This window comes from Roseateles sp. P4_D2 (assembly GCF_056401875.1).
The window spans coordinates 123,422-136,210 of sequence record NZ_JBFUIM010000007.1 but is presented as its reverse complement, the minus strand read 5'-3'; the positions used below and the strand labels follow the sequence as shown (position 1 = coordinate 136,210).

11 protein-coding genes are annotated in these 12,789 nt (G+C 66.1%); 7 read left to right on the top strand and 4 right to left on the bottom strand.

Going from position 1 to position 12,789, the window contains the following annotated elements; genetic code table 11:
• Positions 1-133 precede the first annotated feature (133 nt).
• The 3 genes from AC1DW0_RS14355 (at position 134) to AC1DW0_RS14345 (ending at position 3,997) form a co-directional block, all read left to right on the top strand.
• On the top strand, positions 134-1,180 hold the full coding sequence (locus tag AC1DW0_RS14355) for a LacI family DNA-binding transcriptional regulator (protein WP_457322547.1): 1,047 nt from the start codon (positions 134-136) through the stop codon (positions 1,178-1,180).
• A gap of 109 nt (positions 1,181-1,289) precedes the next feature.
• Positions 1,290-2,765 (top strand): MFS transporter, encoded by a 1,476-nt coding sequence (locus AC1DW0_RS14350; RefSeq protein ID WP_457390741.1) that lies wholly within the window; start codon positions 1,290-1,292, stop codon positions 2,763-2,765.
• Between the two features lie 20 nt (positions 2,766-2,785).
• Positions 2,786-3,997, top strand: coding sequence for a glycoside hydrolase family 27 protein (locus tag AC1DW0_RS14345; protein ID WP_457353700.1), 1,212 nt, complete (start codon positions 2,786-2,788; stop codon positions 3,995-3,997).
• Here AC1DW0_RS14345 and AC1DW0_RS14340 read toward each other — a convergent pair.
• On the bottom strand, positions 3,981-4,838 hold the full coding sequence (locus AC1DW0_RS14340) for a LysR family transcriptional regulator (protein ID WP_477946543.1): 858 nt from the start codon (positions 4,836-4,838) through the stop codon (positions 3,981-3,983). The two genes, AC1DW0_RS14345 and AC1DW0_RS14340, sit on opposite strands and share 17 nt — an antisense overlap.
• A 174-nt stretch (positions 4,839-5,012) precedes the next feature.
• Between AC1DW0_RS14340 and AC1DW0_RS14335 the strand changes: the two genes are divergently transcribed.
• The gene (locus AC1DW0_RS14335) at positions 5,013-5,846 is read left to right on the top strand and encodes a DMT family transporter (protein ID WP_477946732.1); all 834 of its coding nucleotides are present in this window, start codon (positions 5,013-5,015) and stop codon (positions 5,844-5,846) included.
• On the opposite strand, the gene AC1DW0_RS14330 is transcribed toward AC1DW0_RS14335, so the two are convergent.
• Entirely contained in the window at positions 5,843-6,712 is an 870-nt protein-coding gene (locus AC1DW0_RS14330) for an SDR family oxidoreductase (protein WP_477946541.1), read from the bottom strand. The two genes, AC1DW0_RS14335 and AC1DW0_RS14330, sit on opposite strands and share 4 nt — an antisense overlap.
• Positions 6,713-6,853: 141 nt before the next feature.
• On the opposite strand from AC1DW0_RS14330, the gene AC1DW0_RS14325 reads away from it, so the two are divergent.
• Positions 6,854-7,762: a LysR family transcriptional regulator gene (locus AC1DW0_RS14325; RefSeq protein ID WP_477946539.1), complete on the top strand. Its 909-nt coding sequence runs from the start codon at positions 6,854-6,856 to the stop codon at positions 7,760-7,762.
• Between the two features lie 77 nt (positions 7,763-7,839).
• Here the strand turns inward: AC1DW0_RS14325 and AC1DW0_RS14320 are convergent, their stop codons facing one another.
• Positions 7,840-10,542 carry a TonB-dependent receptor gene (locus AC1DW0_RS14320; protein ID WP_477946538.1) on the bottom strand — a complete coding sequence of 901 codons (2,703 nt, stop codon included), beginning with the start codon at positions 10,540-10,542 and terminating at the stop codon, positions 7,840-7,842.
• Between the two features lie 146 nt (positions 10,543-10,688).
• Between AC1DW0_RS14320 and AC1DW0_RS14315 the strand changes: the two genes are divergently transcribed.
• Positions 10,689-10,853: a hypothetical protein gene (locus tag AC1DW0_RS14315; protein WP_457353690.1), complete on the top strand. Its 165-nt coding sequence runs from the start codon at positions 10,689-10,691 to the stop codon at positions 10,851-10,853.
• Between the two features lie 169 nt (positions 10,854-11,022).
• On the opposite strand, the gene AC1DW0_RS14310 is transcribed toward AC1DW0_RS14315, so the two are convergent.
• Positions 11,023-11,748, bottom strand: coding sequence for an IclR family transcriptional regulator (locus tag AC1DW0_RS14310; RefSeq protein WP_056203845.1), 726 nt, complete (start codon positions 11,746-11,748; stop codon positions 11,023-11,025).
• 69 nt (positions 11,749-11,817) lie between these two features.
• Here AC1DW0_RS14310 and AC1DW0_RS14305 point away from each other — a divergent pair, with 69 nt between their 5' ends.
• A complete protein-coding gene (locus AC1DW0_RS14305; protein ID WP_477946536.1) occupies positions 11,818-12,786 on the top strand; it encodes an MBL fold metallo-hydrolase in 969 nt (322 codons plus the stop codon).
• The last annotated feature ends 3 nt before the right edge of the window (positions 12,787-12,789 follow it).

Genomic DNA, 12,789 nt, shown 5'->3' with positions numbered 1-12,789 from the left:
CAACAGCGATTGTTTAGTGAACAATATCCAGCCTAGGTTTTGCCCCCGGTACAGGGTGTACCCGGGGCCGCTGGGGTGCCGATGCACAATCGCGCCCGATGCGACGTGCTAAACAACAGCGGGAGCTCGGGTGATGGCCGACAAGGGAGTGACGATTCGCGAATTGGCCGAGGCCGCGGGCGTGTCCATCGGCACGGTGTCGCGCGCGCTGAAGGGCCAGCCCGGCCTGTCTGAGCAGACTCGCGCCCAGGTGCTCGGCGTGGCCCAGCAGATGGGTTACGACGTCGGCAAGCTGCGCACCGGCAAGCCACGCCGCATGCTCTTCCTGTACAGCCGCAGCCTGGGCTCGCTGGCCAACAACCCCTTCTATTCCTATGTGCTGCACGGCGCCGAGACGGCCTGCCGCGAGGCCGGCGTGCCGCTGAGCATCATGTCGGTGCTGGCGGGCGACGACGTGGCCGGCCAGGTACGCCGCCATGAGGCCGAGGCGCTGCTGGGTGCCGGCTATTTCGACCCCGAGGCCATGGAATCCATTCGCCGCTGCGAACTGCCGCTGGTGCTCGTGGATCACTTTTACCCCGGCGTGCGTTGCGTCAATGACGACAACCAGCTTGGCGCCTGGCTGGCGACTCGCCATCTGCTGGAAGGCCAGTCCCAACGCATCGCCGCCATCTTCGGGCCGCTGGCGCATTACTCGACGTCGCTGCGCGCCAAGGGCTTCCGCCGCGCCTTGTTCGAGGCCGGCCGCCTGTTTGACCCCGACTACGAAGTCACGCTGGACCCGGCGCTGGAATACGGCGACGCCGGCCGTGATGCGATGAGCCGCCTGCTGGCCCTGCCCAACCCCCCGGACGCGGTCTTCGCCTACAACGACTCGACGGCCATGTTTGCCATCGAGGTTTGTCTTGAGCGCGGCCTGCGCGTGCCCGAGGACATCCGCTTCATCGGCTACGACGACATCGAGGAGGCTGCCCGCAACAAGCCGCCCCTGTCCACTGTGAAGATGGACAAGGAAGCACTTGGCAACGTCGCCGCACGCGCCCTCATCGAAGGCGATGTCGCACCCAATGACGCGTCGCTGCCGGTGGAGCTGGTCGTGCGCGAGAGTTCCCGTTTCGTCGCGGCGCCTGAAGCCGAGGCCGCGCCGCGCAAGGCCAGGCGCAAGACCGCAGCTGTCTAGGTGGCTGCCTAGGTAGTTGCACCGCCTTTCGTTCGTGCGATCAACGAACGAAAATAGGACTGTTTACTAAAAATACCGCCTCGCTCAGCGCCAGGCGAAGGAGACAGTCTTGATCGCCGATCCCGAAGGGGCCGCCATGCCGCCCGTGCAGCGCCCGACCGCCTCCGTGCCGCCAGCGCCAACACTTGCGGCCGACCGCGTGCCCGCGCGGCAGAAGATCGGCTTCGGCCTGGGCTCCTTCCTGGACATGTGGGGCCACTGGCTCTACCAGTCGTTGGCCTTCCACGTCTTCAACATCTTCCTCGGCGTGGCGCCGGGGCTGATCTCCACGGTCATCTTCCTGAAGATCGCGGTCGATGCCGTTTCGGACGCGCTGTTCGGCTGGCTCTCCGACAACGCCCGCACGCGCTGGGGGCGCCGCCGCCCCTTCATCCTGGTGGGCGGCATCCTCGCCGGCATCGGCCTGCCGCTGATGTTCGCCGTCGGCCGCGGCTGGAGCGACAACGAATACTTCATCTTCATGCTGGTCTCGACCTGCCTGTACGTGCCGGTCATGAGTTGCTTCAACATGCCCTGGAACAGCCTGGGCGCCGAGATGACGCCCGACTACCACGAGCGCACGCGCGTGATGTCATGGAAGAACGCGATCCAGAAGCTCCCCGAGCTGGCGATGTTCGTGGCGGCCCAGTTCACGACGCTGGCCTTCTTCAATGATGCGAAGGGCAATCCGGACATCCTGCTGGGTGCCCAGGTCTACACCAGCATCCTGGGCGGCATCATGGTGGTGGTCTCCATCGCCATCTTCCTGCTGACCCGCGAACGCTACTACCAGAAGGTCGTGGCGCAGACCCGGCAGCGCGTGCCCTTCAAGGACACCCTGTATCGCACACTGAAGAACAAGCCCTTCCGCCAGATGCTGGGCACGATGATGGCCTACAACATGGCCACCTCCATGGTGGGCATGCTGGGTTACTACGCCACCGTCTACTACGTCTGCGCCGGCAACGTCGTTGAGGCCACCAAGTGGAACTCGATGATGGGCATCGCCGGTCTGGTCTGCGGCCTCGTTGGCATCGCCTTTGCCGGGTGGGTGGCCAGGCACTGGGGCAAGCGCAATGCGCTGATGACGGTGCTGGTGCTGGGCATCCTCGCCTTCGTCGGCGACTGGTTCTTCTACAACCCGCAGCTGCCCTGGTTGCAGTTGTTTGCCAGCGGCGGCGTGGCCTTCGTCGGTGCCGGGTTCTGGACGATCTACGGCTCGGCGATGGCCGACGTCATCGACCATGACGAGCTCGGCAGCCGACAGCGCCGCGAGGGTTCGTTCGCCGCCTGCGGCTCCTGGATCTCCAAGGTCGGCCTTGCCTTGGGCAACGGCGCCTCCGGCTGGGTGCTGATGTTCACCGGCTTCAACGCTAAGCTGCCGGTGCAGGGCGAGGATGCGCTGTTCATGATCCGGGTCGCCCTGTCGGGCATTCCCATCCTCGGGCTGCTTATCGCCCTCTACATCGTGTCCCGCTACTTCCTGACCGAGCGGCGCATGAACGAGATCCGCGCCGAGCTGGAAGCGCGCCGCGGCACCGTCTGACTTTTTTCGGAGTTTTCCCCATGACTTCAACCTGGCTCGGCCGCGCTTTGCTGGCCTTGTCGACCTGCGTCTTCATTGCCGGCGCCCAGGCCGCCCCGCACGAGACGCTCAAGCTCGACGCCCCCAAGCCCAATCTCGCGCCCACGCCGCCGATGGGCTGGAACTCCTGGAACAAGTTCGCCTGCAACGTCAGCGAGACCCTGATCCGCCAGCAGGCCGACGCGATGGTCGCCTCCGGCATGAAAGACGCGGGCTACCGCTACATCGTCATCGACGACTGCTGGCAGAAGAGCCGCGACGCGGACGGCAACATCCAGGCCGACCCCGAGCGCTTCCCATCGGGCATCAAGGCACTGGCCGACTACGTTCATTCCAAGGGCCTGAAGTTCGGCCTTTATTCCGATGCCGGCGCCGCAACCTGCGGTGGCCGCCCCGGCAGCGCCGGCCACGAGTTCCAGGATGCGCGCCAGTATGCGAAGTGGGGCGTGGACTGGCTGAAATACGACTGGTGCTACACCGGCCCGCGCACCCCCGAAGCGGCCTACACCATCATGGCCAAGGCGCTGCGCGAATCGGGCCGTGACATCGTGCTGTCCATCTGCGAATGGGGCGGCAGCCAGCCCGGCCGCTGGGCCCATCCCGTCGGCCATCTGTGGCGCACCACGGGCGACATCTGGGACGCCTGGAAGGGCAAGAAGGAGTGGTCGCACGGCCTGCTGGACATCATCGACATGAATGCCGACCTGTGGGCCGACGCCGCGCCCAACGGCTGGAACGACCCCGACATGCTGGAGGTCGGCAACGGCGGCATGACGACGACGGAGTACGAGAGCCACTTCTCGATCTGGGCCATGCTGGCCGCGCCGCTGGTGGCGGGCAACGACATGGCGAAGATGGATGCGGACACCCGCCGCATCCTGACCAATGCCGAAGTCATCAAGGTTGACCAGGACCCGCTGGGCCGGCAGGGCCGTCGCGTCTGGCGCCAGGGCAACCTGGAGGTCTGGGTGCGCACGCTGGCCGGTGGCGAACGTGCGGCCGTGCTGTTCAACCGCGGCGAAACGGCGGCCGACATCAAGGTGACGTGGGAGCAGCTGGACCTCGCGCCGCGCATCAAGGCTGAGGTCCACGACCTGTGGTCGGGCAAGAAGACCCGCGGCGTCTCGGGCGAGGTCGGCGGCAGCGTGAAGCCTCACGGCGTGATGATGGTGCGTATCAGCCCGACACCCTGAGCGTCTCGATCAGCATCCGCCGCAGGCTGTCCACCGCCTTGTTGCCCTTGGACGTCTTGCTGCGGTAGACGGCTACCTGCATCGGCTCCAGCGGTCCCAGGCCCTGTTCGGCGCCCAGAAGTTGCAGATGCGCCGGCGCGCTGCACTGCGTCAGCACGGCCACGGCCAGGCCGCTCTCGACGGCTGCGATCTGCCCTGCCAGGCTGGAGCTGTTGTAGACGATCTTGTAGGGCCGGCCCTGCAGGGCGAGGGCGTTGATGGCGCTGCGCCGGCCCAGGCTGGCCTCCTCGTAGACTGCAATGGGCAGCGGGTCGCGCCGCCAGATGTCAAACTGCGGGGAGCCGACCCAGACCATGGGCTCGTGGAAGAGCAGGGTGCCGCGCCGTGCGTGGTCGCGCGAAACCAGGGCCAGGTCGAGATCGCCACGCGCCACGCGCGGGATCAGCGAGGTCGACTGCTCGCAGTCCAGCTGAATCTCAACGCCGCCATGGCGCGGCGCAAAGCGCTTGAGGACCGGTGTCAGGTATCTGCGGGCGTAGTCATCCGGTACGCCCAGGCGCACGACACCTGAGACATCGTCCTCGCGCAGCGCCGCCTGGGCCTCGGCCTGAAGGTCCAGCATGCGTCGCGCATAGCCCAGCAGGGTCTGGCCCTCATGCGTCAGTTCCAACTGGCGCGCATCGCGCCGAAGCAGGCGGTGGCCGACGGCCGCCTCCAGCTTCTTGAGCTGCATGCTGACGGCCGACTGCGAGCGGTGGATCTCGGCCGCGGCGCTGGACAGGGAGCCAGCATCGACGGTGGCCACAAAGCATTTCAGCCAGTCGATCTGCAGATCGCGCATGAATTCGAAAAGCGGATGATTTGGAAGCGAATTATGTGCTTTTCGGATTCGCGGCCGACCGGCACATTGGCGGCCATGAAGTACCTCAATCCCGCCTCAACCGCATTACCCGCCACGCTTGCCCGGCCGCCCGGCATCACGGCCGGCCCGCTCGACGCGCGCGCCGGCGGCGTCATGCTCCTGCTGTGCTGCCTCTGGGGCCTGCAGCAGGTGTCGCTGAAGGCGGTGACGGCGCAGGTCGGCCCGATGCTGATGATCGGCCTGCGCTCCGGCATCGCCCTGTTGCTGCTCGCCGGTCTGATGCGCTGGCGCGGCGAGGCGCTGGATCGCCGCCGCTGGGCAGCCGGTGCCGCGGCGGGCTCGCTGTTCGCGCTGGAATTCCTGCTCGTGGCCCTGGCGCTGCAGTTGACCCAGGCTTCCCACGTCGTCGTCTTCCTCTACACCTCGCCGCTGTTCACGGCCCTGGGCCTGCATTGGCGGCTGCCGGCCGAGCGCCTCGACCGGCGTCGCTGGGCGGGCATAGGCCTGGCATTCGGAGGCATCGCGCTGGCTTTCCTGCGCGGCGGTCTGGCCCCTGACGGCTCTGCGCTGCTGGGAGATCTGCTCGCGGTGCTGGCCGGCCTGGCCATGGGCGCTACGACGGTCACCATCCGGTGTACGCGCTTGGCCGCCGCACCGGCGACCGAGACGCTGTGCTACCAGCTGCTCGGCGCCTTCGTGCTGCTGCTGCCGGGTGCCTGGGCGACGGGTCAGTGGCGCTTCGAGCCGACTGCCGCCGTCTGGGCCCACCTCGCCTTCCAGAGCCTGGTCGTGTCCTTCGCCAGCTTCCTGGCCTGGTTCTGGTTGCTGCGTCGCTACCTAGCCTCGCGCCTGGGCGCCTTCACCTTTATGACGCCACTGTTTGGCGTGCTGCTGGGTGTCTGGTTGCTGGGCGAGGCGTTGTCGCCCAGCTTCGTGGCCGGCAGCCTGCTGGTGCTGGCCGGCGTCGCCCTGGCTAGCAAGCCTTAGGTCGCCACCCGCTCGGCCACGAAGGCCTGGTAGGTCCGCAGCGGGCGGCCCAGCATCTTCTCCAGCGTGCGCGTTGCGCCGGCGGCGGGGATCTGCCCGAGCTGCTGGATGCGGCTCATCATCAGGCGCAGGTCGTAGGCCATCCAGGCGGGCACATGCTGCGCGGCCAGCTGCTGCTCGAAGGCCTGCACGTCGTCGCCGCCGTAGCGGATCTCGCGATTCAGCGCCTGGGCCCAGACGGCGGCAGCCGCCTGGCCGGTGAAGACCTCGTTGCCGGCCACTTCCAGCGTCAGGCGGGGCAGGGGTTCCGGCGACCGGTCGCGACGCAGCAGCTCGGCCACGGCGATGTCGGCGATGTCGCGCACGTCCACCATCGCGCAGCCCTTGGCGCCGATGGGCATCGGAAAGACGCCGTAGCCTTCGATGACGGACTGGATGGCGGCATCGTTCTGCATGAAATAGGCCGGGCGCAGGATGGTCGCCGGCAGATCCAGGCTTTCGATCATGCGCTCCACGGTGTGCTTGCCGGTGAAGTGGGGCACATCGGTGTAGAGGTCGGCGTGGATGACCGACAGATAGACGATGCGCTGAATGCCCGCTTCGCGCGCGACGCTGAGGGCCTGCAGCGACTGCGTGACCTCGTCGGGGGCGAGGGCGTTCAGCAGGAACAGCGTGCGCACGCCGCTCATCGCCAGGCGCAGGGAGTTCACGTCGCCGAGGTCGGCGACGACGCCGTCGACGCCGGCGGGCAGGGACAGGGTGCCGGTGCGGCGGACCATCGCCTTGACCTGGGCGCCTTGCTTGGCCAGGCCTTGGACGACGAGGGAACCGACGGTGCCGGTGGAACCGATGACGAGGATGCTCATGATGGACTCTCTTGAAAGCTGATTAAGGGGAAGGACCAAGGCCAGGCGATTTGTTTCGCTGGCTTGGACGAAAGATAGGCCGTTGCAATCCATAAACACAGACGCCAAAATCAGGACAATGTGTCTTTGAATTGAGACGATATGGACCTGAACGCCCTGACCGACTTCAACCTCGTGGCCACGCACGGTGGCTTTGGCCGAGCCAGCCGGGCCAGCCGGCGCTCCAAGGCCACGCTGTCCAGGCGCGTGGCGGACCTGGAGGAGCAACTGGGCGTGCGCCTCATCGAGCGCGGCGGCAAGGGACTGGAGCTGACCGAGGCCGGCCAGCTGCTGCTCAGCCGTACCGAAGGGCCCATGCACGAGGTGGCCGATGCGATCGGCGCGGCGCGGGAAGGCAGCGGCAAGGTGGCCGGGCGCCTGCGCGTGGCGGCACCCATCCTGTTTTCACAGCTGGCGATGGGGCGGCTGTGCGCGGAGTTCCGCGGGCTCTATCCCGACGTCACTCTGGAGGTGGTGGCGGAAGACCGCGTGGTGGATCTCGTCGACGAGCAGTTCGACGTCGCCATCCGCCCCAACCCGCGGGTGGACACGGCGCTGGTGGGCCGCTGTTTTGCGAAGGACCGCCTCGTGGTCGTCGCCGCGCCGTCCATCGCCAGGCCCGCGCCTGGCGCTGCGGCCGTGCGCGTGCCCGCCGTCGTCAGCGCCTATCGGGACGGCGAGACCTGGTCTGTCGACGAGGGCCGCCTGCTGATCGAGCCCGTGCCGGTGCTCGGGCTCTCGTCGATGCTGATGCTCAGGGACGCCGCGCTGGCCGGCGCCGGTGCCGCGCTGGTGCCGCGGTCCATCGTCGGGCAGCAAGTCGATGACGGCGAACTGGTGCAGTGGGGCAGCCTGGACGGCAAAGAGGTCGAGCTGTGGGTGCTGCACACCTCCCGGCGCCTGGCCAGCCCGAAGGTGAAGGCCTTCGTCGACTTCATGAGCACCCGCTTTCCGGAGGGTGCGCTGGTGCTCCCGCTCAGGACCTCAAGTCAAAGCAGGTCGCCGCTGTAGCGGTCGGCCTTGGCCACGACAAAGAAAAAGCCGCTCAGGCAAGCTGAGCGGCTTTCGGGGCTGAGCCCGTTGGGAGCTTAGAACGAGTAGGTGCCGCGCACGTAGTAGGTGCGGCCTGCTGCGTTGGCGTAGCGCGAATCCCAGCCGCCAGACTGGAACAGGTCGGCCTGGTTGGTGAACGGCGGGTCGCGGTCGAACAGGTTGCGAACGCCCAGCACCAGGGAAGCGCCCTTGATCGGCGACCAGCTGCCGTACAGGTCGGTCGTCGTGAATGCCGAGACGTGGTTGGTCGGCGTGAAGTCCACGTAGCCGGACTTGTAGTGCACCGCCGTACCCAGAGCGAAGCTGCTGTAGGCCCAGTTGGCCGTCAGGTTGTGCTGCCACTTGAAGATCGGGCCGGCACCGGAGTAGATGCCAACGTTCTGGTTCCACGGGCCCGACGGGTAGTCCTGGTACTCGTACTTGTTGACGAAGGTGCTGTTCAACGCGAAGTCGAACTGGCCGACGTTGGAACGCAGGCGGTACTGGGCGCTCAGGTCGATACCGTTGGTGTTGGTGCCGCCCAGGTTCTGGTTCAGCTGTTCAACGTAACCGCACTTCGGACCCGGGCAGTTGCTGGTGATGGACAGCAGGTTGCCGGGCTGGGAGAAGTGGAAGTACTGCTGCCACTGCGTGTAGTTCTGGAACAGCGTCGACTGCGGCAGCACGGCGATCGCGTTCTTGATCTTGATCGCCCAGAAATCGATGCCCAGGCTCAGGTCGGCCATGGGTTCGAACACGGCGCCCAGGGTGTAGTTCTTGGCCTTCTCAGGCTTCAGGTTGGGGTTGCCGCCGTTCTGGACCTGGAACTGGCCATTGCAGTTGGCCTGCGACGCGCCGGGGATGGGGGTGCCGCCCGGGCAGTTGATCGGGTTGTTGAAGTTGCCGGCCGTGTTGGTGAACGAAGTCGAGCTATAGAGCTCGAACAGCGTCGGCGCGCGGAAGCCCGTCGATGCCGAGCCGCGGAACAGCATTTCCTTGCTGGGCTGGAAGCGGAACGACAGCTTGGGATTGGTGCTGTCGCCGAAGTCGCTGTACTTGTCGTAGCGCACCGAGCCGGTCAGCTCAAGCATCTTGTTCACCGGCACGTTGACTTCGGTGTACAGGGCGCCGACCTTGCGCGTGCCCTTGGCCGTCGCATCTGGATCGACGCCGGTCGACGCCGAGACGAGTTGGGCAAATTCCTTGACCGGGTGCGAATCGTAGTTTTCCTTGCGGTACTCGCCACCCACGGCGATCTGCGCCGGGCGGCCAGCGCCCAACCAGTCACCCAGTTCCCGGCTCGCCATGATCTTGAAGATATTGATCTTGCCGGTGGCGGTCTGCAGCCTGCCGTTCAGGGCCGCCTTTTCCAGCAGGGCGGTGCCGGCGGCGCTCTGGGCGCCGAAGGGATTGATGACGCCTTCGAGCAGGCCTTCACCGATCATGTCGCCGTCACCGTAGCCACCCGTCAGGTTCTGGTCGACCGTGTTCTTGTTGGCCGAGAACTTGACCGAGTAGTCCCAGTTGAGGGCGTTGCCTTCGGCCGACAGCACGATGCGGCTTTGCTTGTTCTCGTTCATCTGGGCGCGCGAGCCGTTCGGGAAATCGCGCCAGAAGACGTAGGCGAAGCCCGGCTGCACGGCCACCGGGTTGGCGAAGGCAGCAGAGGGGTTGAAGATGGTAAGGCCGGCCGTGCCGTCATCGAAGGTCGGGTCGATGTGCGCCGTGGGGAAATAGGGGTTCTTTTGACCATTGGGCATGGTCGGGTTCATGTAATAGCCGCCGTAGGGCACGGGGGCGATGCGCGTCGTGACCCGGTTGCGGGTCAGGAAGCCTTCTGCACCCAGTTCCAGCGAATCATTGACGCGCAGCGTGCCCTTGAGCATGCCGGACGCGGTGTCCGACTTGGGCGCGAAGTCGACGAAGTTCGGCGTGACGATCTTGCATTGCGTGCCGCCGGCAATCGGGATCAGGGCGGTGCCCGCGCAGGCCGGAGCGGCCGGGTTGTAGAGGGCGCTGAAATCCTGGGTGTAGTTGGCCGGATCGGTGCTGTTGGACAGGCCGCCGACGATGCGCTTGTTGAAGTCGCGCTCGTTGCCGGCGATCGGGTCTTCCTTCTTCATGCTGAGGAAGCCGGAGAGGTTGAAGCCCTGCTTGTCCAGCTCGCCGAAGCCGAAGCCGACGTTGGCGCTCTTGGCGCGGCCACCTGCATGCTTGGGCCTGTCATAGCCCAGCGTGATGGTGCCGCCGTTGTAGCTCTTCTTCGTGATGAAGTTAATCACGCCGCCGATGGCGTCCGTGCCGTACAGGGCCGAGGCGCCGTCGCGCAGCACTTCGATGCGGTCGATCGCAGCGAAGGGAATCATGTTCAGGTCGGGCGCCGAGCCGTCGACCGCGTTGTTGGCGATGCGCTCGCCGTTCAACAGCACCAGGGTCTTGTCGGCACCGATGCCGCGCAGGTCGGCGAAGGAGGCGCCGCCGCTGCCCGAGCCGATGGACTGTGCCGCGTTGGTCGACTGCTGGACGCCCACCAGGTTGGCCATCACCTGTTCGACGGAGGTCACGCCGGCACTGCGCAGGTCCGCCATCTTGACGATGGTGACAGGCACGGCGGATTCGGCGTCGATGCGCTTGATCGCCGAACCGGTGACGGTCACTCGCTCGATCTGCTGCGGTTCCGCGGGGGCTTGTTGGGCCCAAGCGCTGAGACCGCCGACGGTCATCAGGACCGCGGCGGCGATTTTGGTTTGCTTATGCATCACTGCTCCAGAAAGGAATGGCAAGCGGGTGTGTTGCCAGACGGTTCAGCCAAGAGACAAACCGCCCGATCGGGCGGCGGCTGAAGCAAATTCTCGGAGCGCGCGAAATTCAGACCGGCTTGGGAAAACCCCTAGCCATTCTTCAAATGCAGCTGATGCAGGGCCGTTTTGGAGCGCAAGTCATTGATCGCAATGAGATTTATCGCGCCCCCCAAGCATGCGCGGGTGTGGCTGGAATGCTGCAGTTTGCCAACCAGCAATCCATCTTCACGTTCCGCCATGGTTCGGCAGCATGTGAAGATCAAATGTGACCATCTATCTCTATATTTGATCAGATATGACGTTAAGAGATATGTTTTGAATCACAAGTTGCCAACTGAGTCGAAAGATTCTTGAACTCGTGTTCCAGGTCGCAAAAATAGTTTGCTTGGTTTTCAGCAAAACTTGCTGTCGCCTGCCTGTCGTGGCGGCTGAGATGTTTCATCGGCCCAGGCGCCGTGACAACAGCGCTGCAGCATCCCGCAACGCGGCGGCCAGCGGTGCTTGAAGACTGATGTCCAAGCCGGCAGTGGGCCCGATGGCTGTCAAGGCCAACACCAGGCGCCCGGAGGCGTCGAAGACGGGTGCGGCCGCAGCGCTGACCCCGGCGACGACGCTGTCCCGCGACGTGGCCAGGCCCGCCGCGCGCACGGCGGCGATGACAGCCTCTTCCGGCAGGGTCTGCGCCAGCGCCGCCGCTTCCTCGGTGCGATAGGCCGCGAACAGGCGCCCCGACGCCGTGCCCGCCAGGCTCATCACCGTGCCATGGCGCATGCTGATGTGCACGGGCGTCGGCCCCTCGGCCACGCGCACGATGGTGGGGCCGTGTGTGCCCCAGACGGCAATGGCGACCGTGTGGCCGATCTTTTGGGCCAGTTCCTCGATGACAGGCGTGGCCAGCCTCACGGGGTCGTACTGCTGCAGGCTGATGAGGCCGAGCTGCAGTGCCAGCGGCCCGAGGCCATAGGGCCCGCTGCCGCCCTCCTGCTCCACGAGGCCGAGCTTGATGAAGCTGACGAGGTAGGGATGGGCCTTGGCCGGCGTCATGCCAGCCTCTCGGGCCAGGTCCTTCAATGCCATGGGCCTGCCGCGGTGGGCCAGTGCCAGCAGCAATTGACCACCCACTTCGATGCTCTGGATGCCTCGCGGGGCCTTGGGCTCAACCATGCTGAAAATTCTATATTGGTGAATTGATTTGTAATAGGATAAATTTCGGCTTCGATGTTGGAGACCCGCATGACGACCAAAGCCTTTGCCTCGCAAGCCGACCTGGAAGAGAAAAGGGTCACCTTCGAACGTCTGTCCGAGCACGCCTGGGCCTACACCGCCGAGGGTGACCCCAACACCGGCATCGTCATCGGCCGCGATGCGGTCATGGTGGTGGACACCCAGGCCACGCCCGTCATGGCGGCCGATGTGATCCGTCGCATCCGCGAAGTGACGACCGCACCGATCAAGTACGTGCTGCTCAGCCACTACCACGCGGTGCGCGTGCTGGGCGCGTCGGCCTTCAAGGCCGAGGGCCTGGAGCAGGTCATTGCCAGCGACGCGACGCTGGCGCTCATCAAGGAGCGCGGCGAGCAGGACAAGGCCAGCGAGATCGGCCGCTTCCCGCGGCTGTTCCGCAACGTCGAGTCCGTGCCGGCAGGGCTGACCTGGCCGACGCTGACGTTCAGCGGCCGGCTCACGCTGGACCTGGGCGGCGTCAAGGTCGAGATGTTCTCGCCCGGCCGCGGCCACACGGCCGGTGACACCGTGGCCTGGCTGCCCGAGGAGCGGGTGCTGTTCAGCGGCGACCTCGTCGAGTTTGATGCGACGCCTTACTGTGGTGACGCCCACTTCGCTGACTGGCCTGGGACGCTCGACGCCATCGCCGCGCTGAATGCCACCGCCCTCGTGCCGGGCCGCGGCCCGGCGTTGAAGGGCGTGGAGCAGGTCGCCGCAGGCCTGGCCGGCACGCGCGCCTTCGTCAGCGAGCTGTATGCGGCCGTGCAATCGGGCGTGACCGCTGGTGAGGAGTTGAAGGCCGTGTATCAACGCACGATGGCCGCGCTGCGCCCCAAGTACGGCCACTGGGTCATCTTCGACCACTGCATGCCTTTCGACGTGACGCGCGCGTTCGACGAGGCCGGCGGCACCGCCCACCCGCGCATCTGGACAGCCGAGCGCGACGTCGACATGTGGAAGGCGCTCGAAGGCGCTTGAGGT

Bases quoted from the DNA above. Each gene is read 5' to 3' on its own strand.
- AC1DW0_RS14315 (WP_457353690.1), top strand. From the start codon at position 10,689: ATGCAGCTGATGCAGGGCCGTTTTGGAGCGCAAGTCATTGATCGCAAT.
- AC1DW0_RS14305 (WP_477946536.1), top strand. From the start codon at position 11,818: ATGACGACCAAAGCCTTTGCCTCGCAAGCCGACCTGGAAGAGAAAAGG.
- AC1DW0_RS14345 (WP_457353700.1), top strand. From the start codon at position 2,786: ATGACTTCAACCTGGCTCGGCCGCGCTTTGCTGGCCTTGTCGACCTGC.
- AC1DW0_RS14340 (WP_477946543.1), bottom strand. From the start codon at position 4,838: ATGCGCGATCTGCAGATCGACTGGCTGAAATGCTTTGTGGCCACCGTC.
- AC1DW0_RS14320 (WP_477946538.1), bottom strand. From the start codon at position 10,542: ATGCATAAGCAAACCAAAATCGCCGCCGCGGTCCTGATGACCGTCGGC.
- AC1DW0_RS14355 (WP_457322547.1), top strand. From the start codon at position 134: ATGGCCGACAAGGGAGTGACGATTCGCGAATTGGCCGAGGCCGCGGGC.
- AC1DW0_RS14325 (WP_477946539.1), top strand. From the start codon at position 6,854: ATGGACCTGAACGCCCTGACCGACTTCAACCTCGTGGCCACGCACGGT.
- AC1DW0_RS14330 (WP_477946541.1), bottom strand. From the start codon at position 6,712: ATGAGCATCCTCGTCATCGGTTCCACCGGCACCGTCGGTTCCCTCGTC.
- AC1DW0_RS14310 (WP_056203845.1), bottom strand. From the start codon at position 11,748: ATGGTTGAGCCCAAGGCCCCGCGAGGCATCCAGAGCATCGAAGTGGGT.
- AC1DW0_RS14335 (WP_477946732.1), top strand. From the start codon at position 5,013: ATGCTCCTGCTGTGCTGCCTCTGGGGCCTGCAGCAGGTGTCGCTGAAG.